Origin of the sequence: Methylobacterium sp. Leaf113, assembly GCF_001423325.1 — a bacterium.
GTDB lineage: Bacteria > Pseudomonadota > Alphaproteobacteria > Rhizobiales > Beijerinckiaceae > Methylobacterium.
In genome coordinates this window covers 117,588-141,933 of sequence record NZ_LMNJ01000053.1, presented here as the reverse complement: position 1 = coordinate 141,933, position 24,346 = coordinate 117,588, and the positions used below count along the sequence as shown (strand labels likewise).

Below are 24,346 nucleotides of genomic sequence, written 5' to 3'. Positions count from 1 at the left end.
AAAAACCCCGCCGGCGCGGGGGCCGGGCGGGGCTTCGTCGGGGTCACGGGCCGGCTCGCCTCAGAGGCGGGCGGTCTCACGCCGGTTGAAGGCGAGGGCGCACAGGGTCGCGACGGCGCCGGACAGCAGGTAGACGCCGACCCAGGACAGACCGAAGCGGCTCGACACGCCGAGGGCCACCAGGGGCGCGAATCCGGCGCCGATCAGCCAGGCGAGATCCGAGGTCAGGGCGGCGCCGGTGTAGCGGAAGCGCGAGCCGAGATTGGCCGTCACCGAGCCGGAGGTCTGGCCATAGGAGAAGCCGAGCAGGCCGAACCCGATCAGGACGTAGACGGTCTGGCCGAGTTCGCTGTCGCCGAACACGATGGGGGCGATGATGCTGGCCACCGCGAACACGGCGATCAGGGCGGCCGCGATGCCGACCGTGGTCCGCCGGCCGATGCGATCGGCCATGATGCCCGAGACCACGATGGTGCCGGCCGCCAGGAACGCCCCGGAGCACTGCACCAGCAGGAACTCGCTGGCCGAGCGCGCGGTGAACAGGTGAATCCAGCTGATCGGGAACACCGTCACGAGATGGAACAGGGCGAAGCTCGCCAGCGGGACCACGGCGCCGATCAGCACGAAGCGTCCATGGGTGCGCAGCAGCTCCAGCACCGGCGTCGGCTCCAGCTCGCGCATCTGAAGCATGCGCGAGAATTCCTCGGTGGCGACGAGGCGGAGGCGGGCGAACAGCGCCACCACGTTGATGGCGAAGGCCACGAAGAAGGGGTAGCGCCAGCCCCAGTCCAGGAAGTCCTCGGTGCTGAGATTTCCGACGAAGAACGCGAACAGCGCGCTCGCCAGCATGAAGCCCACGGGGGCGCCGAGCTGCGGGATCATCGCGTACCAGCCGCGCTGCTTCTCGGGTGCGTTGAGGGCCAGGAGCGAGGCCAGACCGTCCCAGGCGCCGCCGAGGGCCAGCCCCTGCCCGAAGCGGAGGGCTGCGAGAATCCAGATCGAGAGGGCGCCGACCTGATGGTAGTTCGGCAGGAAGCCGATCGCCATGGTCGACCCACCGAGGAGGAACAACGCGATCGTCAGCTTGGCGGCACGCCCGTGGCGCCGGTCGATCTCCATGAAGATCACCGATCCGATCGGGCGGGCGATGAAGGCAAGGGCGAACAGCGCGAAGGCGTAGAGGGTGCCGGTCAGCGGGTCGGCGAAGGGGAAGAACACGCCGGGAAAGATCAGCACCGAAGCGATGCCGAAGACGAAGAAGTCGAAATACTCGGCGGCGCGGCCGATCACGACTCCGATGGCGATTTCGCCCGGCGCGACCGTGTGGTCGCTGGAAGCCTCGTGGGCGTCGCGTTCCAGCGACGACGAGGACGGCACTGCGTATTCTGCGCTCATCGAGAGGACCGGGCTCGCTTCATGCGTTCGGGGCCGGATCGGGCGCCGGAAAGCGCGCGGGGGCCGAAGGGGTTTGGACTACGTTTACGCCGCGTGATTCGTCTGCGTCAAAGCACGGCGTGACGCGCTCCACCGGGAACGCCGCGACCAAAAGGCACGACTCGGTTTCCCACGGAAAAAATCCCTTAGCACAGCTTAACTTACAACCGCCATGAGCGCAGCGCTGATCAGACGCGCCACGCGCGACTTGTCAGAGCCCTGTGTTGCGGCGCAGTGAGACGCAGCGCTTCCGTCCTCCCTTCCCAGGGGGGAATGGGAAGGTGCTCCTCCGAGATCGCGCCAGACGAGTCCATGCCCGTCAAATCCATGCCCGTCAAAATCCTTCGCACGCTCGTCCTCCTTCCGCTGTTCGGCCTGCTCTCCGGCTGCAACATGGTTCTGATGCAGCCGTCCGGTGACATCGCCGCGCGCCAGCGCGACCTGATCCTGGCCTCCACCGGCCTGATGCTGCTGATCATCATTCCGGTGATCGCCTTCACGCTGCTGTTCGCCTGGCGCTACCGCATCTCGAACAAGGACGCCGAGTACGATCCCGACTGGCATCACTCGACCCAGCTCGAAGTGCTGATCTGGTCCGCCCCGCTGGTGATCGTGATCGCGCTCGGAGCGCTGACCTGGATCAGCACCCACACCCTCGATCCCTACCGGCCCCTGAGCCGGCTCGACGCCGACCGCCCGCTGCCGGCGGGGGTCAAGCCGCTGACGGTCGAGGTCGTCGCACTCGATTGGAAATGGCTGTTCTTCTACCCAGATCAGGGTATCGCCACCGTCAACGAACTGGCCGCACCGGTCGACGTGCCGATCTCCTTCAAGATCACTTCAGCCACCGTGATGAATTCGTTCTTCGTTCCCGCTCTCGCCGGTCAGATCTACGCCATGGCCGGCATGGAGACCAAGTTGCACGCGGTGATCAACAAGGCCGGTGTGTATGAAGGTCTTTCGGCCAACTACAGCGGCTCGGGCTTCTCGCGGATGAACTTCAAGTTCCATGGCCTCGACCAGGCCGGGTTCGACGCCTGGGTCGCCAAGGTGAAGGCGGAGGGCCAATCACTCACCCGCCAATCCTACATCGAACTGGAGAAGCCGAGCGAGCGCGAGCCCGTCCGCTACTTCTCCTCGGTCGAGAACGGCCTCTACAGCGCGGTGCTCAACATGTGTGCCATTCCCGGCAAGATGTGCATGAACGAGATGATGCACATCGACGCCATGGGCGGCGCCGGCAAGGAGAGCCACGCCAATCGCGAGCGGCTCGAATACGACAATCGCTACGCCGAGCAGGGCGTGGAGGCTCCCGCCGCCACCGTCGGCGGCTCGGGTCGTGAGTCGCACAGCCCGGAGCAGCCCGAAGGCATGAAGCCGAAGAGCATCGCGCCCGAGGTAAAGCCGGGTTCGGCACCGGAACATTCCGGACACGATCATTCCGGGCACGATCATTCTGGACCTGACCACGGCGCTCACCAGGGCCAAGGCGGCCCGGCGGGCGACGGCAAGGATTCGAAGGGCTCGGATTCGAAGGGCTCGGACTCGATCGCGCCCGGCCAACTGAATCGCTAATCGCGGACGCTTCTGTCGCCCGCCCCTCCATTCGGCACACTCCTCTGACGAGTAGGTCCCATGTTCTCCAATCCGGATCTCCAGAAGCTCCTGTTCGGGCGCCTGACGCTCGATGCCGTGCCGCTTCATGAGCCGATCCTCCTGATCACCTTCGTGATGGTCGGCATCGGCGGCGTCGCCGTGCTCGGCGCCCTGACGTATTTCCGCCTTTGGGGTATCCTTTGGCGCGACTGGTTCACCTCCGTCGATCACAAGAAGATCGGCATCATGTACATCGTGCTGGCGCTGGTGATGCTCCTGCGCGGCTTTGCCGACGCGCTGATGATGCGCGCCCAGCAGGCGATGGCGTTCGGTCCGAACGAGGGCTACCTGCCGCCGCACCACTACGACCAGATCTTCACCGCCCACGGCGTGATCATGATCTTCTTCGTGGCGATGCCGCTGGTGACGGGCCTGATGAACTTCGTGGTGCCGCTGCAGATCGGCGCCCGCGACGTGGCCTTTCCGTTCCTCAACAACTTCAGCTTCTGGATGACGGTGGCGGGCGCCGTGACGGTGATGGCCTCGCTGTTCGTCGGCGAGTTCGCCCGCACCGGCTGGCTGGCCTATCCGCCGCTCTCCGGCCCCGCCATGAGTCCGGGCGTCGGCGTCGACTATTACATCTGGGCGCTGCAGATCGCCGGCATCGGAACGTTGCTGTCCGGCATCAACCTGATCGCCACCATCGTGAAGATGCGGGCCCCCGGCATGACCATGATGAAGATGCCGGTCTTCACCTGGACCTCGCTCTGCACCAACATTCTCATCGTCGCCGCCTTCCCCATCCTGACGGCCGTTCTCGCGCTGCTGTCGCTCGATCGCTACGTCGGCACGCACTTCTTCTCGAACGACCTCGGGGGCAACCCGATGATGTACGTGAACCTGGTGTGGATCTGGGGCCACCCAGAGGTGTACATCCTCATCCTGCCGGCCTTCGGCGTGTTCTCGGAGATCGTCTCGACCTTCTCGAGCAAGCGCCTCTTCGGTTACGCCTCGATGGTCTACGCCACCGTCGTGATCACGATCCTGTCCTACCTCGTGTGGCTGCACCACTTCTTCACGATGGGCTCGGGCGCCAGCGTGAACTCGTTCTTCGGCATCACCACGATGATCATCTCGATCCCCACGGGGGCGAAGATCTTCAACTGGCTGTTCACCATGTACAAGGGCCGCATCCGCTTCGAGGTGCCGATGCTCTGGACGGTCGGCTTCATGGTGACCTTCGTCATCGGCGGCATGACCGGCGTGCTGCTCGCCGTGCCCCCGGCCGACTTCGTGCTGCACAACTCGCTGTTCCTGATCGCCCACTTCCACAACGTCATCATCGGCGGCGTGCTGTTCGGCATGCTGGCCGGCATCACCTACTGGTTTCCCAAGGCCTTCGGCTTCAAGCTCGATCCGTTCTGGGGGAAGATGTCGTTCTGGTTCTGGCTGACCGGCTTCTGGGTCGCCTTCATGCCGCTCTATGTGCTCGGCCTGATGGGCGTCACCCGTCGCGTCCAGCACTTCGACGATCCCTCGCTCCAGATCTGGTTCGTGATCGCAGCGTTTGGCGCCCTTCTGATCCTGTGCGGCATCGCCTCGTTCATCATCACCCTGGTGGTCAGCGTCATCCGGCGTGACCAGCTGCGGGATACGACCGGCGATCCGTGGGGCGGCCGGACCCTGGAATGGGCGACCTCGTCGCCGCCGCCGGACTACAACTTCGCCTTCACGCCGGTGATCCACGATCACGACGCGTGGTGGGACATGAAGAAGCGCGGCTATGCGCGTCCGCTCCAGGGCTTCAAGCCGATCCACATGCCCAAGAACACCGCGGCCGGCCTGATCCTCGGCGTGCTGAGCATCATCTTCGCCTTCGCGATGATCTGGTACATCTGGTGGCTCGCCGCCTTCAGCTTCGCGGCGATCGCGGTGGTCGCGATCGGCCACACCTTCAACTACAACCGCGACTTCTATATCCCGGCCGACGAGGTCGTCCGGACCGAAGCCCAGCGGACAGCCCTGTTGGCGGAGCACGTCTGAGACCATGGCAACCCAAGCTTCCGCTGCCATGAACTTCGAGTCGGGACGAAGCCCGTCGGTCGCGATCAAGGCGGTCGACCCGACGGACTTCTACGACGCCAAGGGCGAGCATCACCCGGAAGGGAGCACGATGCTCGGCTTCTGGCTCTACCTGATGAGCGACTGCCTCATCTTCGCGGCCCTGTTCGCCACCTACGCGGTGGTGGGGCGCAACTATGCGGCCGGCCCGTCGCCGAAGGACCTGTTCGACCTGCCGCTGGTGGCGCTGAACACGTCGATGCTGCTGTTCTCGTCCATCACCTACGGCTTCGCCATGCTGGAGATGGAGAAGGGCGACCTCAGCCGGGTGCAGATCTGGCTGGCCGTGACCGGCCTGTTCGGCCTCGCCTTCGTGGGCCTCGAACTCTACGAGTTCCACCACCTGATCCACGAGGGCGCCACGCCCCAGCGCAGCGCCTTCCTGTCGGCCTTCTTCACCCTGGTCGGCACCCACGGCCTGCACGTCAGCCTCGGCATCGTCTGGCTGGTGACGCTGATGGCGCAGGTCCACAAGCGCGGGCTGGTACCCGAGAACAAGCGTCGGCTGCTCTGCCTCAGCATGTTCTGGCACTTCCTCGACGTGATCTGGATCGGCGTGTTCACCTTCGTGTACCTGATGGGAGTCCTGCAATGAGCGCCGCGACGAAGGCAGGACACGACGACCACGGGCATGCACATGGCCATGCCGATGCCGGCAGCCACGGTTCGTTCAAGGATTACATGACCGGCTTCGTGCTGTCGGTCATCCTGACGGCAATCCCGTTCATCCTCGTGATGAGCAACGTGATCGGCAACAACCAGATCACCGGCATCGTCATCATGGGCTTCGCGGTGGCGCAGATCGTGGTCCACATGATCTACTTCCTCCACATGAACACGAAGTCCGAAGGCGGCTGGACCATCCTGGCGCTGATCTTCACCCTGACGCTGGTGATCATCACCCTCGCGGGCTCCCTGTGGGTCATGTACCACCTCAACACCAACATGATGCCGATGCACATGCACACGCGCTGATGCGCGTCGGCAAACCGGCGACGCGGCGCTCCGGCGTCGCGCTCGCCACCCTCTGCGTCGTCGGACTGGTCTTGATCGGCCTCCTGGCGGCGCTCGGGACCTGGCAGATTCAGCGTCGCGCCTGGAAGCACGCGCTGATCGCCCGGGTCGAAGCCCGGGTGCACGCAGAGCCCGTCGCGGCGCCGGGTCCGGCGATCTGGAACAGTCTGACGCCCGAGACGGACGCGTACCGGCGGGTTCAGGCCACGGGACGGTTTCAGAACGACCGGGAAACCCTGGTTCAGGCCGTGACCGAACTCGGTGGCGGCTTCTGGGTGATGACGCCTCTGCTGCGCCCGGACGGCACGACGCTTCTGATCAATCGCGGCTTCATCCCGCCGGACAAGCGCGATCCGGCCACGCGGGCCGAGGGGCAGACCGATGCGCCGGTCTCGGTCATCGGTCTCCTGCGCTTCAGCGAACCCGGAGGGGGCTTCCTCCGCAGCAATGATGCCGGCGCCGGGCGCTGGTATTCGCGCGATGTCGCGGCGATCGCGCGGGCGCGGGGCCTCAATGAGGCGGCCCCCTATTTCGTCGATGCCGATGCGATGCCGAACCCAGGTGGTTGGCCTGTCGGCGGGCTGACCATCGTGGCCTTCCCGGACAATCACCTCGTCTACGCGCTGACGTGGTACGTTCTTGCTCTGATGGTCGCGGGCGCGCTCGCCTACACGCTGGTCGATGCCCGCCGCTCGGCGCGGCGGAGATCGACCTGAACCGCGGCCCTCCATCCGATTCTTGCCGGTGGGCGGCCGCTCGGATGGCTCAGGCGCCGAGTCCCGCGATCCAGGCCCCCGCGCGCTCCACGTCCGCCTGGGTCAGGCCATGCCCGCTCGGCAGGATCTCGTGCGTGACCGCGGCTCGGCCGGCGCGAAGCCGCTCGGCGAGCGCGCCGGCATTGGCCGCCGGAACGATCGGGTCGGCGGCTCCGGAGAGCAGGAGCACCGGTTTGCCCGCGAGATCGACTGGATCGGTCCGGGTCAGCGGCACCATCGGGCGCAGCAGGACGGCTCCCGCCAGCACGTCGGGATACAACAGCAGTAGGGCGGCGGCGATGTTGGCGCCGTTCGAGAAACCGACCGCCACCGGGGCGGCGAGCCCGTAGGCCGCGCGCGCCGCCGCGATGAACGCAGCGAGATCCGCCGCCCGATGCCGGAGATCGGCTTCGTCGAACACGCCCTCCGCCAAGCGCCGGAAGAAGCGCGGCATGCCGTTCTCCAGGACGGCGCCGCGCGGGGAGAGCAGGGCGGCTCCGGGCGCCAGCGTCCGGCCAAGGGGTAGGAGGTCGTTCTCGTCGCCACCCGTCCCGTGGAGCAGGAGCAGGGGCGGTGCGTCGGCAACGGTCGCTGGCGCGAAGCGATGGACGAGGCCGAGGGCGGGCTGCGTGAGGGATGGGTTGGTCATGACAACCTCGCTGAAGCGATTGAGAATCGGCGCCCGCCCCGACTCTGGGAGCGGGCGCCGGGTTTTCGTCGCCCGGTGACGGAACCGGCGGGTGGATAGAATCAGGCCCTCTCGGCCAAGCGGCCCTCGATCTGCGCCCGGTGCGGCTCAAGGAAACCCGGGAGCTTGAGGGATTGGCCCAGCGACGCCACCGCCTCGTCGATGGCAAAGCCGGGACCATCGGTGGCGATTTCGAACAGCACTCCGCCCGGCTCGCGGAAGTAGACCGAGCGGAAATACTGACGGTCCTTCTGCTCGGTGACGCCGAGACCGTACGACCGGGTCAGCGTCTCCACCATCCGGGCCTGCTCCGCGTCGTCCGCGGCCCGGAAAGCGATGTGGTGGACCGAGCCGGCGCCCTGGCGACCGCGCAGGAATTCGCCCACCACCCGCAGGGTGACGAAGCCGCCGGTCTCGGCTCCGCTGCCATAGCGGATCGACAGACCGTCGCGGCCGGCTTCGCGGAAACCGAGCACGCCGGTCAGGATCGCCGCCGTCGCTTCGGCCTCCCGCAGCAGGAGCGTCACCCCGTGAAATCCCCGGATGGCGTGCTCGGCCGGAACCTCGCCGCCGGTCCAGACCCCGCCGGCCTCCTGGGCGTCGGTTCCCACCAGGGCCAGCATCATGCCGTCCGGGTCGCGAAAGCGCAGAATCGGATCGCCGAAGGCCTGGGCCACGGTGTCGTGCGTGACGCCCTTCTCGATGAGGCGATGGGCCCACCAGCCGATGGCGGCGCGCGGGACTCGGAACGCGGTCTCCTGCATCTCGCCGACGCCGACCCGCCCGGGTGCCGCGTGGGCAATGGGGAAGAAGGTCAGGATGGTGCCGGGGCGGCCGGTCTCATCGCCGTAATAGAGATGGTAGGTGCCCGGATCGTCGAAGTTGACGGTCTTCTTCACCAGGCGAAGGCCGAGCACGCGGGTGTAGAAGTCGACGTTGCGATCGGGGGCGCCAGAGAACGCGGTGACATGATGGATGCCGGTGTGGGACATGGGACGAACTCCTCGCGGGCAGCGCCGCGCCGGAAGCCCGGCCGTGCTGCGATGACCGGAAGATGCGCCTTGCCCTTCGGTTCGGAAATGGAAACGATGGAAACGCATCGTTTCGGAATACACCGCCATGAAGCTTCCTGACTTCGAAGCCTGGGCCGTCTTCGCCAAGGTGGTGGAGACCGGGTCGTTCGGGCGCGCCGCCGCGGATCTCGGGATCGCCAAAGGCACGGTTTCGAAGGCCGTCACCCGCCTGGAAGCCCGGATCGGGGCACGCCTGTTTCATCGCACCTCGCGCAAGCTCGCCCTGACGGAGGCCGGGGCCTCGGCGCGGGATGCGGCGGCCCGCATCCTGGCGGAGGGCGAGGCGGCCGAAGCGCTGGCGCAGGACGCCGCCGCGCAGATGCGCGGCCGGGTGCGCCTCGCCGCGCCGATGTCGTTTGGCGTGCTCCACGTGGCTCCGCGCCTGCCGGACTTCCTGAGTCGCCACCCCGGCCTCAGCATCGATCTGCACTTGAGCGATGACCTCGTCGACCTCGTCGGCGGCGGCTTCGATCTCGGCCTGCGCATCGCGGCCCTGACCGCTTCGTCGCTGCGGGCCCGGCGCCTATGCACCGTCCACCGCTCGCTGGTGGCAACCCCCGCCTATCTCGCGCGCTGCGGACGGCCGGCGCATCCGCACGACCTCTCGGATCATGCGTGCCTGGGCTACGCCTACCTCCCGACGCCGGATCGCTGGCGCTTCGTCGCTTCGGACGGTCGGGAGGCGGCGGTGGTGCCGAACGGTCCCTTGCGGGCCAACAACGCCGATGCCCTGGCGCCCGCCCTTCGGGCCGGGCTCGGCCTCGCGGTCCAGCCGGATTTCATGATCTGGGAGGACCTGCGCGACGGTCGCCTGGAGCGGGTCCTGCCCGACTGGTCGCCGCCGCGGATCGATCTGCACCTCGTGACTCCGCCGGGCGATCCGCGCCCTGCGCGGGTGACTGCGCTGATCGGCTTTCTGGCCAAGGCACTGTCGAACGCCCCCTGGTCGGACCCCGGCGGCTACGCACGCGGCGCTGCCGCGCCTCCGGCCTCCGCGGTGTGATCCGCTCGGGTCAGGTCTCGGTAATCTCCAGGATCAGTCCGCGCCCGCGCAAGACCTTGTCGATGCGCTGGTGCATGTCCGGACACGGACGGGTCACCCGAAGATGCACCGTGTCGCCCTTCGGCGTGCCCGTGACCCAGAGCCGGTAGCGCAATCCCTCGTCCCGAAGCTGCTCCAGCAGCCGCTCGGAGGCGATCCGGTTGGCCTCGTTGTTCATCGCGATGAGGCGTGCATCCATCTCGGTCTCTCCTGCTTGCCTGAGTGCAACGCGCGGCGACACCCTTTTCGTCCCGACAACCTGCATTCGTGGTGAAGTCGAAGCCGTCGGCCATCGACACCTGCCCCGACCCTTCGGAACAGGGCCGCAGCGCCGCGGTTCACGCGGAGAGGATGCGTGTTCTCGGATTCGTGACGGCGGGAACGCGTCAGATCCAGCATTGGAAGGAGATCGCGATGAAACAGATCGTCGGTGCCGCCGCCGTGGCTGTGCTCCTGGCCGGACCGGCCCTGGCCCAATCGGTGGGCGAGAAGACGGGCATCAACGCGCTGATCGGCGTGAGCCCTTCCACGGCGGATTTCGTGACCCAGGCCGGGATCAGCGATCTGTTCGAGATCGAGAGCAGCCGGCTGGCCGCCGAGCGCAGCGATGAGCCGACCAAAGCCTATGCCCGTCAGATGATCGCCGACCACGAGAAGACGACATCCGAGATGAAGGCGATGATCCAGGGGGGCAAGGTCCAGGCGACGGCACCGACCGCCCTGGACAGCACCCATCAGGCCCGGCTCGACAGCCTCAAGGCGCTTCAGGGCGACGCCTTCACCAAGCAGTACCACGCCGATCAGGTGACGGCGCACAAGAACGCCGTCGACCTGTTCCAGCGTTACGCCCAAGGGGGCGACAACGCCGAATTGAAGGCCTGGGCGAGCAAGACCCAGCCCGCGCTCGAGCACCACCTGAAGATGGCGCAGGATCTCGACAAGTAGCGGACGGCTCGCCGCGCCGGTCAACCGGCGCGGCCGAACGGTCAGAACACCTCGTCGGTGTGAACGTCGAAGCGGGCGAGGTGCGCGTAGCCGAAGTTGGTGGTGATCGCCACGTCGGTGGCATCGCGGCCGCGCGCCATCACGATCCGGCCGATGCGCGGTGTGTTGTGGCGGGCGTCGAAGGTATACCAATTGCCGTCGAGATAAGCCTCGAACCAGGCCGAGAAATCCATCGGATCGGGCACGGGCGGAATGCCGATGTCGCCGAGATAGCCGGTGCAGTAGCGCGCCGGGATGTTCATGCACCGGCAGAACGCGACGGCCAGATGCGCAAAATCGCGGCAGACGCCCTGGCGTTGCATGAAACCGTCCCAGGCGGTCCGGGTGGCGTCGGCGCACATGTAGTCGAATCGGATGCGGTCATGGACGTAATCGCAGATCGCCTGGACGCGACCCCAGCCCATGGGCGTTCCGCCGAACAGCGACCACGCGGTTTCGGACAGCTTGTCGGTGTCGCAGTAGCGGCTCCCCAGGAGGTAGACGAGCACCTCGTGGGGGAGATTCTGGACCTCGATCTGCTGCGCATGCGGGGCATAGACGTCGGGCAGGCCGGAATCCTGGACCACGAAATCGGCCGAGATCGTGAGGCGTCCGGGGGGCGTGACGATGCGGGTGCAGATGTTGTCGAAGTCGTCGCGGTATTCCTGCCAGGGGATCGGCGGATCGAAGTTGATCACATGCGGGGTGAGCACATCCGGCATCCGTGAGGGATGCACGCTCAACGCGAGGATCATGGGCGTCGGCTGAACCGATTCGAAGGCAATGTCGAACCCAGTCCTGATCTTCATGACAACCACCCGATCCTGTCGTGAACTATACGCTCTATGGTTCCAAACCGGGCAGCCTGGGGCGCACCCGGTCCTTCAACGCGCCACCTGCGGATCGGTCGCCCAAGGCTCCACGGCACTCGGCACGACTTCATCGACGTGGACGCTCACCGTCATGCCCAGATCATCCGCCGGAAACCCGAAGAACGATCCGTGCAGCGGCACGGCCTGGCGCGGATCGCGTGCGACGGCGACGCGGATCAGGTCGCGATTTCCGACGATGCCGTTCGTCGGATCGAACTCGATCCACCCCGCACCAGGCAGGTAGACTTGCACCCAAGCATGAGTCGAGCCACCACCCACATGCCGGTCGCGATCCCCGCGTGGGTTGTAGAGGTAGCCCGAGACGAAGCGGGCCGCCATGCCGAGGGCGCGCACGGCCTCGATCATCAACACCGCGAAATCGCGGCAGCTGCCGCGCTTGAGCCGCAGGGTGGTGACCGGGTCCTGCACGCCCTTCTCGGAGCGCGCCAGATACGCGAAGTTGCGTCGGACGCTGCGCGTCATCTCGGCCAGGAGGTCCTGGGTTCCGATCCGTCCCGCCGGGGGGACGAAGCTGCGCGCCCAGCTATCGACCTCGTTGCGCGGGTCCGCGTATTGCCGCTCCATCGAGCGGCTGAGATCGGGGATGTCGTCCGCGCCGTAGCCGAACGGATAGAACGCCGCGTGCGGCGCGATCGGGAAGATCGGAGTCAGCTCGGGCGTGTGATCGAGGGTGATGGTGCACTCGAAGGTGAGCTGCGCCGCCCGCCCGGTGAACGACGCGACGGCCACGCAATTCCCGAAGACGTCATGGAGCCAGCGCAGCCCGCTCGGTTCGGGCGTGATCTTCAGGTTCGCCGAGATCAGGCGCTGATCGTAACTGTCGCGCGGCCGGAACAGGATGCGATGCTCACCGAAGGCCACCGGCTGTCGATAGCGATAGATGGTCAGGTGGCGGACGGACAGGATCGGCAAGGCGAGGGGCTCCACCACGCCGCGCGGCGTGGTCTGGTCGGCACGGACGCTGCGGGAAGCAATGCAAATCGTGCGCCGGGGAGCCTTATCAGGAAACGATGGGTTGCGGGGTGCTGGTCGCGAGATCGGCCTCGGTCAGCAGATCGAAGGGCCGCCACGGCTTCGGAATGAAGACCGCCTGGTCCGGCAGGCTGCTCGGACGCTCGGCCTTTCCGCCCGACGTCACCACCACACGGGCGGACGGCCACAGCAGCGCGATGGCGGAGGCCAGTTGCACCCCATCCATCGCCCCGGCAAGGCTGACATCGGCGAAGACCAGGGCGACATCGCCGCCGCGCTCGCGCATGACGTTGAGGGCGGCCTCGGCGCTATCGCACCCGAGCACGCCGAGTTCGGTATCGCTCAGGAGGGCCTCGGCCAGCGCGCGTGTGGCGGCATCGTCCTCGACCACCAGGGCGAGCTTGAGCGGCTGCGGCTTGGCCCGGGGCGCCGCCTCGGACGCGGCCGCAGGTTCGGACTGAACCTGGCGAATCAATGAGGCGAGGTGGTCGGGAATGCCCTCGGCGATCAGGTCGTCGTAGAACGAGGCCAGAGCCTGACCGATCCGGTCGAGGGACAGGCTCGGCGTCAGCGTGTCGCCGAGAGGAATCCGGCTCACGGACGACGAGCGATCCGCGTTGGTGCCTTTCGGGTCCGACAAGCAGGGCCTCCGCCGTTGGTGTCTCGGTGCGCCGCCACGAGCGGAGGCGCCGACATTAAAGCCCGGAGGTGACAGTCAGTTGCCGGAAATCATCCCTGGCCTGCGTTTGAGCCGGTACGGTGCCTCAATCCACCGCCGCATCGGCATAGGCCAGCACGCCGGCCATGGAACGGACGTCGCGATAGCGGGCGCCGCGGGTGCTCATCATGGTCTCGAACTTCTCGTGCACCTGGGCCACCGACAGGCTCGCCGCCTTGCGACGCCCGCGCTGGGCGGCGAAGAAGATTGTCTTGTTGGCGCGCGCCGGGCCCGGCAGCATCTGGGCGGCCGCCGCCTTCGGCTTGTCGACCACCGTGGCAAGGAAGTCCTCGGCATCGTCCGGCCCGAGGAAGTGGGCGAGGTAGACCTCGCCGAGGGTGAGTTCGCGGCCGATCCGCAGGGCGATGCGGGCGGCGTCGCGCTTCAGCATCTCGCCGGCGAGCAGGGCGGACAGGTAGGGGTCGCGCCGCATCTCGAGGATGCGCGTGCGCTCGGCCGGGTCCGACACGGTGGGCCGGCCGTTGTCGCCGGTGACCACGAGGGCCGCATCGGTGGCGAGACCGTATTTCGGTCCGAAGTCGCGCACCACGCCCAACCAGGTCCGCTCGATGAACTGGAACAGGCCGGTGGCCGAGGAGGTCTGTGCCTGCACTTCGGTCTTGAAGCTGGATTCCTTGTCGGCCACCGCCATCAGCAGCACCGGATCGGTCTGCACCGCCTGCGCCGCCCGGACGATCTTCTGCACGAGGTGGCGCCGGATCTTCATCGGGCCGAACTCGATGACCTCGTTCGGGTCGCCGATCGAACTTTCGGTGAGGAGGTAGTCATAGGACACCCGGTCGACCGCGTTGGAGCCGAGTTCGGTGTCGAGGTCGTGGACCGGCGCGAAGGCCGAGGACGCGGTGATCGCCGCCGGGGTGGGCGACACGGAGGCGGGCAGGGTGGCCGAGGCGGAGGCCTGAAAGATGACCGGCATCGGCTGGACGCGGGGGCGCGGCATCGCGATCTCTGTCATGGCCTGGGCCGATTGGACGACACCGGCCTCCGGACCGACACCGTAGGACAGGACCGCGCCGAGGCCGCCGGCCAGGAGCAGCATCGAGAGCACCGAGCGGGTGAGGGCCGGGCGGCTGCCGTGATCGTGGCCGACGCGTCCCGACAGGGTCAGCGCTTCGGAGCCGTCCGGCGCTGCGACGGAGCCGAAGCGCGGTGCGAGCGATCCTTTATGAGCCTGCGAGTTCTTGGCGAGGACGGTCCGCGACGATCCGACGTTTCGACCCTGCATCTGCTCGACCCAACCTCGTTCCCTGACCTGGATTGAGATTAGCTTGCGAGATGTGGCGACAACACGGCCCAGTTTGGGGCAATCCCGTGGCAAGTTTGCCTCAGTGTCGAGAGCGCTGGCGCACACCCCGGCACGTTTCGGGCGCGTCGCGCCAACGTGGGACTCAAACGCGAAAAGCGGCCCTGCTCACGCACGACCGCCCGACACTTCGATTCACAGAATGGTACCACTGCCCCGGCTCGAACGGGGGACCTCTTGATCCACAATCAAGCGCTCTAACCAACTGAGCTACAGCGGCACTGCGGGCGATCTATCCCGAGCCGCGCCGCATTTCAAGCCGCCTTCGGCCGATCGTCGGCAAAAGTGTGGATCTGTCCCGGCCTGTCAGGGCCATGCGTGCCCGGTTCAGCCATCGACGCCTCCATCGGCCGCAGGGTAAGGGGAGGCCTTGATGCCTCTCCGTCGCCGTCCGCGACCGCTTCCAGCCCGGCCCATGCCCCTGCGCAACCGCTCTTCCTCTTCGCCGGCTGCCCGACAGGTGCTCGTGCAGGCGCCGGGGCGACTGCGCGCCCTCGTGCGCGGCAGCGAAATCGGCCTCATCGTCCTGGCCGGCCTGATCGGATGCGCCTCCGGCCTGTCGGTGGCGGCGATGAACCGGGCGACGCAGGCGATGCGCGAGGTGCTGTACGGCCTGCCGCCGGGCATGCGCCTCAGCGCCGCTACGGATCTCTCGCCCCTGGCGATCCTGCTGGCGCCCGCCTTCGGCGGCGTCCTGCTCGCGCTGTTCACCCTCGCGCTGCGCTGGCGCCGGCGCCCCCGGCGCGCGCCGGTCGACCCCATCGAGGCCAACGCCCTGCACGGCGGGCGCATGTCCCTCAGTGATTCCACCGTGGTGGTGATCCAGAACACGATCTCCAACGGCAGCGGCGTCTCGGTGGGCATGGAGGCGGCCTACACGCAGTTCTGTGCCGGCGTCGCCTCCCGCCTCGGCCTGTCCTTCGAATTGCGGCGTGCCGACCAGCGCACCCTGGTGGGCTGCGGGGCGGCCGCCGCCATCGCGGCAGCCTTCGGCGCCCCCCTGACCGGCGCGTTCTATGCCTTCGAACTCATCATCGGGACCTATTCCATCGCCACCTTGACGCCCGTCGTGGTGGCCGCCCTGTGCGGCAGCGTCGTCGCCCGGGCGCTGGTGGCGCAAACCTCCCTCGTCACGGTCGACCGGGCCGACGCGATCACCACCACGGTGCTGACGACCCTCGACACGATGCCGAGCCTCACCCTCGGGCTGCTCTGCGCCGGGCTCGGCATCCTGATCATGCGCGGTGTCACCCTGGTCGAGGCCGGCTTCCGCATCACCCGTCTGCCCGCGCTCTGCGCCCCGGTGGTGGGAGGCCTCTGCGTCGGCGGATTGGCGCTCCTGGCCTCGCCTCAGGTCCTGTCCGGCGGACACGGGGCGCTGCACCTGCACCTGGAGGCGCATGGCAACGCCCTCGGCCTCTCCGCCCTCATCGTGCTGTTCGTCGCCAAGGCGATCGCCTCGGCGATCTCCATCGGCTCCGGCTTCCGCGGCGGCCTGTTCTTCGCCTCGCTCTTCCTCGGCGCCGTGGCGGGCGAGATCTTCGCGGTCGGGATGCCGCTGATCCTGCCCGGAATGGTGAATTTCGGCCTGACCCCGCTCGCCTACGCGGTGATCGGCATGAGCTCCCTGTCGGTGGCGGTGATCGGCGGGCCGCTGACCATGACGTTCCTCGCCCTCGAACTCACCGGCAGCTTCCCGATCACCGGCCTGGTGCTGGTGGCGGTGATCGCCTCCTCCCTGACCGTGCGCAAGACCTTCGGCTACTCCTTCGCGACGTGGCGCTTCCATCTCCGGGGCGAGAGCATCCGCAGCGCGCATGACGTCGGCTGGATCCGGACGCTGACGGTCGGCCGGCTGATGCGCCGGGAGGTCTCGACAGCCTCCATCGACCAGAGCCTCGCCAGCTTTCTGCGCAAGCACCCGCTCGGATCGCCCTCACGGGTGGTGATGGTGGACGGGGACGGCCGCTACGCCGGGATCGTGCTCGTGCCCGAAGCCCATGCGGCCCTCTTGGAGACGGAGGGGGCTTCGCCCGATCTCGCCAGCCTCCTGCGGCATCGCGACGATGTTCTGACCGCCGAGATGAATGCCAAGGCGGCGACGGCGGCGTTCGACCGGACCGAGAGCGAAGCCCTGGCGGTGGTGGAGGACCTGAAGACCCGCAAGGTCATCGGCCTGCTGACCGAGAGCCACACGCTGAAGCGCTACAGCGAGGAACTGGACCGCCAGCGCCGGGCGGTGCTGGGCGAGGCGACCTGACGCGCAGGCCGGGCGCGGAATAGGCAGGACCAGAACATGCCGGCGGGTGGCGGGCCGGGCGTGGTCACGAACCGGGATGGTTGCGGCGCCATCCGAAGATCCCGAAGGCGAGCAGGCTCGCCGATCCCATCATGACGAGGCTCCAGCCCCAGTCGCTCGGCAATTGGCCGTCGACGGGGTGGCCGAACAGGCCGGAGGCCAGGACGAGGCCGAACCCCGTGACGGCGGCCGAGCACAGAAGGCCGAGGCTGATCCCGATACTGATCACGGTGGGTACCTTCATCGACGGATCACGGACGAACCGGGCCGGAAGCAGGGCGCGAGACGCCGAACGGGAAGATCCGCCCGGCGCAGGGGCCACCTCCGGCACGGATGCGAGCCGCACCCCCTCGTGAGGGGAAGCGGCTCACGGCCGTCCGGGATCGGACCCTTACTTCTTGACCGTCGTGCCGGTGGCGGCGGGAGCCGTCGCGGCGGCGGCCGGAGCCGGCGCAGCGGCAGCCGCGCCCTTCTGTGGCATGCTCACCATATCGACGATGTCGAAGCGCAGCCCGTCCTCCGCTTTCTTCAGGACGGCATTGGCTTCATAGTACTTGCCCTGGTTGATCAGGGTCGCCGCCTGGTCGACATCGGTGGTGGTCTGATCGAGCGGCACCACCGCCAGGACGAAGTTCACATCGACGCCCGCGAGCTTGAGCTGGTCGATGGCGGCCTTGCGATCACCCTTCTCCAGGCTCTTGTTGGCGGTCGCCACCGCGGCGGCCTTGGCCGGCGACGCGACGAAGTCCTCGCCCAGGGTCAGCTGCCCGTCGACCGGAACCCAAGCGGTTTGCTTGGTCGATGGCTTGGCAGCATCGGAAGATTTGCTCGCCTCGGTGGCGGGTGCGGACTTCTTGGGCGTCGCGTGCAGATCGGCTTCCGCCTTCGTGAAGACCGACTCGTCCGTCTTCACCTTGGTGAGCGCCGCCTGAGCCTTGCCGATCAGGTCCTTGGCCTGGGTCGGATCGGCGTTGAAGATGGCGATCCGGGCGAGGTGCAGGTCGCGGAAGGCCTGCGCGCCGTCCTTGGACAGCTTTCCGACGTCGCGATCCGCCGCCTGCTGGGCCGCCGAGATCGGGGGAGCGGCCTGCGCGGCCGGCTTGTCGTTGGCGAAAGCCACGCCGCCGAGGAGCGATGTCGCAACAAGTGCGGCGGCAACGGTTCTGATGCGTTTCATGACAATACCTCCAGAAGGGAGCGGCGACCGAGTGTGTGTTGGAGGAATAGGGTCGCGCCAAACCTCTCTTCTGTGGTGATATTGATATTGCCCTCGCACCGTGTCACGTTAATTAATCGTCAGCATTCCGTCATCAAATCACCGTTGACAAACATGCTGATAAAGGAGCCGATCAAAACCAGTTTGATCTGAAACCCGCAGGCATAAAAAAAGCACGCGGTGCAGGAGCACCGCGTGCGATTTTGGTTGCCGGGCCGTGGCGCCGTCAGGCGGCCGAGAGCCGGGTCTTGCGCGTCAGCGCCTCCTCCACCGTCCCGTCGCCGTCGAGATATCCGTGGCGCTTCGGGTTCGGCATGATCAGCGACGCGATGAAGGCGATGCCGAGCATCACGGTCACGTACCAGAAGAAGCTGCTCTCGGAGCCGATCTGCTTCAGGTACAGGGCTACCGCCTCCGCGGTCCCGCCGAACAGCGAGTTGGCGATGGCGTAGGACAGGCCGACGCCCAGCGCCCGCACCTGGGTGGGGAACAGCTCGGCTTTCACGATGCCGCTGATGCCCGTGTAGAAGCTGATCACAATCAGGCCGACCATGATCAGCGCGAACGACAGCACCGCGTTCTGCGTCGAACCGATGGCGGTCATCAGCGGCACCACCATCAGGGTGCCGAGGCCGCTATAGAGCAGCATGTTGGCCTTGCGGCCGATCCGGTCCGAGAGCCAGCCGAAGAAGGGCTGGATGATCATGTAGACGAACAGGGCTGCGGTGGAGATCTGCGAAGCGGTGACCTTGTCGATTTGGGCGGTGTTGAAGAGATACTTCGGCATGTAGGTGGTGAACGTGTAGAAGCTCAGCGAGCCGCCGGCCGTATAGGCCAGCACCACGCAGAAGGCGCGCCAGTGCTTGAACAGGGCGGCGAAGGTGCCGGAATCCTTCTTGGCCATGTCCTCCTTGGTGGCGGTCTCCTGCAGCGACGAACGCAGGTAGAGAGCGACCACGGCCGCGACGGCACCGATGACGAACGGGATGCGCCAGCCCCAGGCGGTGAGTTCCTGCGCGGTGAGGAAGCTCTGGAGGATGATCAGCACCAGCGAGGCCAGCAGCTGGCCGCCGATCAGGGTGACGTACTGGAACGAGGCGAAGAATCCGCGCCGGCCCTTCACGGCGATCTCGCTCATGTAGGTGGCGCTGGTGCCGTACTCGCCGCCGACCGACAGGCCCTGGATCATCCGGGCGAGCAGCAGCAGGGCGGGGGCGAGATGGCCGGCCGTCGCGTAGGTCGGCAGGACCGCGATCATCAGCGAGCCGGCGCACATCATCAGCACCGAGATCAGCATCGATTTCTTGCGGCCGAGGCGATCGGCGATGCGGCCGAAGAGCCAGCCGCCGATTGGCCGCATGAAGAAGCCGACGGCGAAGACGGCGGCCGATTTCAGAAGCTGGCTGGTGTCATCCCCCTCGGGGAAGAAGACGGGCGCGAAGTAGAGGGCGAAGAAGGCGTAACAATAGAAATCGAACCACTCGACGAGGTTGCCCGACGAGGAGGCGACGATCGCCTTGATTCTGCGGCGGCTATCCGCCGCTTCGTCCGCCCTGTGCGTGAGTGTCCCCGGCCCACCTGTCATCCGTCTCGTCCCTGTGCTCTCGGCGTCGCCGGTCGGCGGCGTCTTTGGCGCGGACGTTACTCTGTGAGGCTGGTTTCACAAGCCCGCTCAGCGGGTTGGCGTACACCGACAAGATCAACGGCAAACTTGGCTGTGGAAGACCGATCGCTAAGCTTACGCAGCTCGTACAAAATGCCCGCGCGGCAAACGTCGTAAGATCAGATCAAGAAAAGGCGGAACGGTCTTTCGTAGAACTTCGTTGCGGAGGGCGACGGCACGGGACGGTGCTTCCCACAACGAGACTGGAAACGACCCCATGAGCAAGCTCTTCCGGAGCACGGTAGCGGCAACGGCCCTTCTTCTCGGGGCAACGACGGCGTTCGCGCAGGCCGGCCCGGGTGGTGGCGCGGGCGGTGGTGCCGCCGGCGGTGCAGGTGGTGGCGCCGGCATGGGCGCGGGTGGTGGCGCCGGAGGCGCGGGCATGGGAGCCGGCGGCGCGGGCGGCGGCGGGATGCGCGGCGGGGCTGGTGGCGCTGAAACCGGGGCTGGCACCGGATCGCGCGGCGAGGCCGGTGGAGCCGGGGCGCGCGGGGCCGAGGGCGGTGCGGGTCCGCGCGGCGGCGAGCGCCCGGGACAGGCAACCGGCGAACGGGGCGGCCGCGAGACGGGTGGCGCTGCAACGCGGGACGGCACCGCCGACCGTGACGGCCGGGCAGACCGGGACGTGAAGGGTGATCGCGATGGCCGGGCGGATCGTGACGGCAAGGCGGAGCGTGACGGCCGGGCGGATCGTGACGGCAAGGCGGAGCGTGATGGCCGGGCCAACCGCGATGGAAAAGCCGATCGTGATGGCCGGGCCGACCGGGACGACCGCGGCGGACGGGACGGTCGGACGGATCGCGACGACAGGGGTGATCGGGGAGCGGTGCGCGGAGCCTATGGCCGTCTCGCGGCCCCGCAGCGCACGGAGTTCCGTCAGAGCGTGATCCGCCGTGGAGTTCCGCGTCTGGCCGCCGGCGTGTTCGCTCTCAGCGTCGGCACGGCCATCGCCCGCAGCTACACCCTCTACGACCTACCGCCGGACATCGTCCGGATCGCGCCCGAATACGAGGATTACCGCTACGTGCTGGTCGGCGACGACATCGTCATCGTCGATCCCGACACCTACGAGATCGTCGACGTGATCCGCGGCTGATTGTCGGTCGCACGCAATGCGGAGGCGGATCTTCGCCTCCGCCTCTCACGGGTATCGCTCAGCGCTTGCGATCCAGCAGCCCGGAGACCACCCGGGCGGTGTAATCGACCATCGGCACGATGCGGGCGTAGTTCAGCCGCGTCGGACCGATGACCCCGACGACGCCGACGATCTTCTGCGAGCCGTCGCGGAACGGCGCCGCGATCATCGACGATCCGGACAGGGAGAACAGCTTGTTCTCCGAGCCGATGAAGATGCGCACGCCCTCGCCGCCCTCGGCGCGCGACAGCAATTCGATCACATCCTTCTGGGTCTCGAGGTCGTCGAAAAGCAGACGGATACGCTCGAGATCCTCTGCGGCGCGCAGGTCGTCGAGGAGGTTCGACTGTCCGCGCACGATCAGCTGGCGGGCATCCGAAGGGCCGACGCTGACGGCGAGACCGGCATCGACCAGCCGCTCGGTGATGGCGTCGAGTTCGCGCTTCATCACCTGGCGGCCGGATTCGATCTCGGCCCGCAGCGACCCGAGCGTCCGTCCCTGCAGGCGGGCGTTCAGGTAATTCGAGGCCTCCTGCAGGGCGCTGGCGGGCAGGCCGGGCGGCAGGTCGAGCAGGCGGTTCTCCACCGAGCCGTCGTCGGAGACCAGGACCACGAGAGCGCGGGTCGGGTCGAGACGCACGAACTCGATGTGCTTCAGATGCACGTTGGTCTTGGTGGTCAGCACCACTCCGGCCCCGCGGGAGACGCCGGAGAGCAGCATCGAGGCTTCGGCCAGCGCCGAATCGAAGGTGTGGCCGGACGCGGCCGCGCGCATCTGGGTCTCGATCCGCTCCTGTTCCTCGCGCCCGACATCGCCGACTTCCAGCATGGCGTCGACGAAGAAGCGCAGGCCCTGCTCGGTCGGCAGCCGCCCGGCCGAAGCGTGGGGCGCGAAGATCAGTCCCGAATGCTCGAGATCCGCCATGACGTTGCGGATCGAGGCGGGCGAGAGGGACATCGGCAGGATGCGCGCGAGGTTGCGCGAGCCGACGGGTTCACCGGTGGTGAGATAACTTTCGACGATCTGACGGAAGATCTCGCGCGAGCGCTCGTTCAGCGCACTGAGAACCTGCATCTGCTGCACGGTCGAAAAGGGGCGGGCGGGCTCGGTCACGATCCATTCCTGAGACGGGGAGTGTGACGTCCTCCACGGGTTAATACAATCCACCGTGCCGTCGCCAGGCCGGACTCGGGCCGGAAAGGCGGCGCCGCGCCTTCACGAACGCGCGGCGCTGACAACGCACCGCTTCCAAACGCACCGCGGCACCGAAACGATGCGCCCGGCCTTTCCCATGCCGTTTGCCTCATGAGAAGCAAGACCGCGCCGCTGCCCAAAGAAACAGCTTGGCCATTTGCGACGATCCGGCCGGGTCGTGCGTTCCCGTATCCCGCGATTTGCCGGGCCCATCGTTCTCCGGCTCGCTCACCCATCGCGATCTGCATGGGTGCGTCGTCGGTGAACACCCGCCGGCGAATCGCTCAAGCCGAAGCCACCAGGAGGCAGAGACCCATGAGACACTCAGCTCGATCCGGCCTGATCAAGTCGTTCGCCATCGTTCTCGCGATGGTCGGCGCCATGCTGTTCGGCGCACCTCAGGGTGCCCAGGCCGCCCCCGCCATGGTGTCCACCGAAGTCGCCGCTCCGGCCGTCGGCCTCACCCAGGTGCAGTATGGCGGCCATTGGCGTCATCATCGCCGCGGCTTCCGGCACCACCACCATCACGGCCGCCACTTCGGCCATCACCATCGCCGCCATTTCGGCCATCATTACGGTCACCGCCGCGGCCATCACTTCGGTCATCGCCGCTACCGCTACTGAGCGCTTTCGTGCCGTGGGCCGCCCCTCGGAGCGGCCCTTCTCGGCCACGGGCCGCCCTTCGGGGTGGCCCTTTTCGGCCATGGGCCGCCCTTCGGGGCGGCCCTCTTCGTATGGGCCATCCCCCGTCCGCTGGCAGGCCTTGCGTGACAGCCTCGCTTGCAGGCCCGGACCCGGACCCGTAAAGCCCGCTCCCAACCCTGATTCTGGAAGGAGAGCGGCATGCGCCCCTCGAAGCGCGCGACCGACGAACTGCGCACCGTGACCCTGGAGCGTGCCGTCTCCCGCCATGCCGAGGGCTCCTGCCTCGTCAGCTTCGGCGAGACCAAGGTCCTGTGCACGGCCTCGCTCGAAGAGCGTGGCCCGGGCTGGCTGCGCGGCTCCGGCAAGGGCTGGGTGACGGCCGAGTATGCGATGCTGCCGCGCGCCACCCACGAGCGGACCCGGCGCGAGGTGAATTCCGGCAAGCCCTCGGGCCGCACCCAGGAGATCCAGCGTCTGATCGGCCGCTCGCTGCGCGCCGTCACCAACCTGCCGGCGATGGGCGAACGCCAGATCACGGTCGATTGCGACGTGATCCAGGCCGATGGCGGCACCCGCACCGCTGCGATCACCGGCGCCTGGGTTGCCCTGCACGAGTGCTTCACCTGGATGCGCAGCCGCTCGATCATCTCGGTCGACCCCCTCCGCGACCACGTGGCGGCGATTTCCTGCGGCATCTACAAGGGCAAGCCGGTGCTCGACCTCGACTACGACGAGGATTCCGCGGCCGAGACCGACGCCAACTTCGTCATCACGGGCACCGGCGGCCTCGTGGAGGTGCAGGGCACCGCCGAGGGCAAGCCGTTCTCGGAAGACGAGCTGCTCGAATTGCTGCGCCTCGCCAAGGGTGGGGTCCAGTCCCTCGTCGTCCTCCAGAAGCAGGCTATTGGCGTATGAGCGACCCTCGCATCCTCACGGGCCGCGTCGTCATCGCGACCCACAATGCCGGCAAGCTCGTCGAGATGCGCGAGTTGCTGGCACCCTTCGGCGTCGATGCGGTCTCGGCCGGCGAACTCGGCCTGCCCGAGCCGGACGAGACCGGAACGATGTTTGCCGAGAACGCCGCCCTCAAGGCGCTCGCCGCCGCGACGGCCTCGAATCTGCCGGCCTTTGCCGATGATTCCGGTCTGTGCGTGAACGCGCTGGACGGGGCGCCCGGGCTGTTCTCGGCCCGCTGGGCCGGGCCGTCGAAGGATTTCTCGGGCGCCATGGCGCGCATCGCCGCGGAACTCGACAAGCGCGGCGCCACCACCCGGCGGGCGCATTTCGTCTCCGCCCTGGTGATCGCCTGGCCGGACGGCCACACCGAGACCTTCGAGGGACGGGTCTTCGGTGAACTCGTGGCTCCTCGGGGCGCGAGCGGCTTCGGCTACGATCCGATGTTCCTGCCCGACGGTTACGACCGCACCTTCGGTGAGATCTCTTCGGAGGAAAAGCACGGCGTCGACTGGCAGACCGGCAACGCCCTGTCGCACCGCGCCCGCGCCTTCGTGCTCCTGGCGCAGAGCTGCCTGCGGCGTCCCTGAAACCGGCGGCGGGATTGCCAAACCGCAATCCCGCG

At 67.4% G+C, this 24,346-nt stretch carries 24 protein-coding genes and 1 tRNA gene; 11 read left to right on the top strand and 14 right to left on the bottom strand.

The genetic code is table 11. The features are described from left to right. Positions 1-60: 60 nt before the first annotated feature. The gene (locus tag ASF60_RS22310) at positions 61-1,395 is read right to left on the bottom strand and encodes an MFS transporter (protein WP_056190324.1); all 1,335 of its coding nucleotides are present in this window, start codon (positions 1,393-1,395) and stop codon (positions 61-63) included. Between the two features lie 366 nt (positions 1,396-1,761). Between ASF60_RS22310 and cyoA the strand changes: the two genes are divergently transcribed. The 5 genes from cyoA to ASF60_RS22285 are packed head-to-tail and all read left to right on the top strand — an operon-like array spanning position 1,762 to position 6,881. Further along, positions 1,762-3,009, top strand: a complete 1,248-nt coding sequence (cyoA, locus tag ASF60_RS22305) for a ubiquinol oxidase subunit II (RefSeq protein WP_082508146.1) — start codon at positions 1,762-1,764, stop codon at positions 3,007-3,009. A 60-nt stretch (positions 3,010-3,069) separates the two neighbouring features. Next, the gene (gene cyoB / locus ASF60_RS22300) at positions 3,070-5,073 is read left to right on the top strand and encodes a cytochrome o ubiquinol oxidase subunit I (protein WP_056190321.1); all 2,004 of its coding nucleotides are present in this window, start codon (positions 3,070-3,072) and stop codon (positions 5,071-5,073) included. Positions 5,074-5,101: 28 nt separating this feature from the next. Next, positions 5,102-5,746: a cytochrome o ubiquinol oxidase subunit III gene (gene cyoC, locus ASF60_RS22295; protein ID WP_056190319.1), complete on the top strand. Its 645-nt coding sequence runs from the start codon at positions 5,102-5,104 to the stop codon at positions 5,744-5,746. Then, positions 5,743-6,126, top strand: coding sequence for a cytochrome o ubiquinol oxidase subunit IV (gene cyoD, locus ASF60_RS22290; RefSeq protein ID WP_056190317.1), 384 nt, complete (start codon positions 5,743-5,745; stop codon positions 6,124-6,126). Before cyoC ends, cyoD begins: the two co-directional genes overlap by 4 nt. Next, entirely contained in the window at positions 6,126-6,881 is a 756-nt protein-coding gene (locus ASF60_RS22285; RefSeq protein WP_056190315.1) for an SURF1 family protein, read from the top strand. The genes cyoD and ASF60_RS22285 overlap by 1 nt, the downstream gene beginning before the upstream one ends. Positions 6,882-6,930: 49 nt before the next feature. Here the strand turns inward: ASF60_RS22285 and ASF60_RS22280 are convergent, their stop codons facing one another. Beyond that, the gene (locus ASF60_RS22280) at positions 6,931-7,569 is read right to left on the bottom strand and encodes an alpha/beta hydrolase (protein ID WP_056190313.1); all 639 of its coding nucleotides are present in this window, start codon (positions 7,567-7,569) and stop codon (positions 6,931-6,933) included. A gap of 101 nt (positions 7,570-7,670) precedes the next feature. Next, the gene (locus tag ASF60_RS22275; RefSeq protein ID WP_056190310.1) at positions 7,671-8,600 is read right to left on the bottom strand and encodes a ring-cleaving dioxygenase; all 930 of its coding nucleotides are present in this window, start codon (positions 8,598-8,600) and stop codon (positions 7,671-7,673) included. Positions 8,601-8,727: 127 nt separating this feature from the next. Between ASF60_RS22275 and ASF60_RS22270 the strand changes: the two genes are divergently transcribed. Next, positions 8,728-9,684, top strand: coding sequence for a LysR family transcriptional regulator (locus ASF60_RS22270; RefSeq protein ID WP_056190308.1), 957 nt, complete (start codon positions 8,728-8,730; stop codon positions 9,682-9,684). Positions 9,685-9,694: 10 nt separating this feature from the next. Here ASF60_RS22270 and ASF60_RS22265 read toward each other — a convergent pair whose 3' ends face one another. Further along, a complete protein-coding gene (locus ASF60_RS22265; protein WP_056190306.1) occupies positions 9,695-9,922 on the bottom strand; it encodes a hypothetical protein in 228 nt (75 codons plus the stop codon). A gap of 215 nt (positions 9,923-10,137) precedes the next feature. Here ASF60_RS22265 and ASF60_RS22260 point away from each other — a divergent pair, with 215 nt between their 5' ends. Next, positions 10,138-10,668 carry a DUF4142 domain-containing protein gene (locus tag ASF60_RS22260; protein WP_056190435.1) on the top strand — a complete coding sequence of 177 codons (531 nt, stop codon included), beginning with the start codon at positions 10,138-10,140 and terminating at the stop codon, positions 10,666-10,668. A 41-nt stretch (positions 10,669-10,709) separates the two neighbouring features. Here ASF60_RS22260 and ASF60_RS22255 read toward each other — a convergent pair whose 3' ends face one another. The 5 genes from ASF60_RS22255 to ASF60_RS22235 all read right to left on the bottom strand — a co-directional run bounded on the left by ASF60_RS22255 (position 10,710) and on the right by ASF60_RS22235 (position 14,834). Then, the gene (locus ASF60_RS22255) at positions 10,710-11,516 is read right to left on the bottom strand and encodes a transglutaminase-like domain-containing protein (RefSeq protein WP_056190303.1); all 807 of its coding nucleotides are present in this window, start codon (positions 11,514-11,516) and stop codon (positions 10,710-10,712) included. 75 nt (positions 11,517-11,591) lie between these two features. Continuing rightward, complete coding sequence (locus tag ASF60_RS22250) at positions 11,592-12,512, bottom strand: transglutaminase family protein (RefSeq protein ID WP_056190432.1); 921 nt, start codon at positions 12,510-12,512, stop codon at positions 11,592-11,594. Positions 12,513-12,600: 88 nt separating this feature from the next. Then, the gene (locus ASF60_RS22245; RefSeq protein WP_056190430.1) at positions 12,601-13,131 is read right to left on the bottom strand and encodes a response regulator; all 531 of its coding nucleotides are present in this window, start codon (positions 13,129-13,131) and stop codon (positions 12,601-12,603) included. Positions 13,132-13,336: 205 nt separating this feature from the next. Continuing rightward, a complete protein-coding gene (locus tag ASF60_RS22240) occupies positions 13,337-14,536 on the bottom strand; it encodes a transglycosylase SLT domain-containing protein (protein WP_056190301.1) in 1,200 nt (399 codons plus the stop codon). Positions 14,537-14,757: 221 nt separating this feature from the next. Then, positions 14,758-14,834, bottom strand: a tRNA-His gene (locus tag ASF60_RS22235). 195 nt (positions 14,835-15,029) lie between these two features. Between ASF60_RS22235 and ASF60_RS22230 the strand changes: the two genes are divergently transcribed. Beyond that, the gene (locus ASF60_RS22230) at positions 15,030-16,874 is read left to right on the top strand and encodes a chloride channel protein (protein WP_056190299.1); all 1,845 of its coding nucleotides are present in this window, start codon (positions 15,030-15,032) and stop codon (positions 16,872-16,874) included. A gap of 64 nt (positions 16,875-16,938) precedes the next feature. Here ASF60_RS22230 and ASF60_RS22225 read toward each other — a convergent pair whose 3' ends face one another. The 3 genes from ASF60_RS22225 to ASF60_RS22215 form a co-directional block, all read right to left on the bottom strand. Next, entirely contained in the window at positions 16,939-17,157 is a 219-nt protein-coding gene (locus ASF60_RS22225) for a hypothetical protein (protein ID WP_056190297.1), read from the bottom strand. 147 nt (positions 17,158-17,304) lie between these two features. Then, positions 17,305-18,090: a YfdX family protein gene (locus ASF60_RS22220; RefSeq protein ID WP_056190295.1), complete on the bottom strand. Its 786-nt coding sequence runs from the start codon at positions 18,088-18,090 to the stop codon at positions 17,305-17,307. A 265-nt stretch (positions 18,091-18,355) separates the two neighbouring features. After that, positions 18,356-19,714: an MFS family transporter gene (locus ASF60_RS22215; protein WP_056190292.1), complete on the bottom strand. Its 1,359-nt coding sequence runs from the start codon at positions 19,712-19,714 to the stop codon at positions 18,356-18,358. Positions 19,715-20,009: 295 nt separating this feature from the next. Between ASF60_RS22215 and ASF60_RS22210 the strand changes: the two genes are divergently transcribed. After that, the gene (locus tag ASF60_RS22210; RefSeq protein ID WP_056190291.1) at positions 20,010-20,888 is read left to right on the top strand and encodes a DUF1236 domain-containing protein; all 879 of its coding nucleotides are present in this window, start codon (positions 20,010-20,012) and stop codon (positions 20,886-20,888) included. Positions 20,889-20,946: 58 nt separating this feature from the next. Here ASF60_RS22210 and hrcA read toward each other — a convergent pair whose 3' ends face one another. Further along, complete coding sequence (gene hrcA, locus ASF60_RS22205; RefSeq protein ID WP_200935846.1) at positions 20,947-22,002, bottom strand: heat-inducible transcriptional repressor HrcA; 1,056 nt, start codon at positions 22,000-22,002, stop codon at positions 20,947-20,949. A gap of 444 nt (positions 22,003-22,446) precedes the next feature. Further along, entirely contained in the window at positions 22,447-22,827 is a 381-nt protein-coding gene (locus ASF60_RS24860) for a hypothetical protein (RefSeq protein WP_156634360.1), read from the bottom strand. Between the two features lie 138 nt (positions 22,828-22,965). On the opposite strand from ASF60_RS24860, the gene rph reads away from it, so the two are divergent. Further along, a complete protein-coding gene (gene rph, locus ASF60_RS22195) occupies positions 22,966-23,682 on the top strand; it encodes a ribonuclease PH (RefSeq protein ID WP_056190284.1) in 717 nt (238 codons plus the stop codon). Then, a complete protein-coding gene (gene rdgB, locus ASF60_RS22190; protein ID WP_056190282.1) occupies positions 23,679-24,311 on the top strand; it encodes an RdgB/HAM1 family non-canonical purine NTP pyrophosphatase in 633 nt (210 codons plus the stop codon). Before rph ends, rdgB begins: the two co-directional genes overlap by 4 nt. Positions 24,312-24,346: the final 35 nt, after the last annotated feature.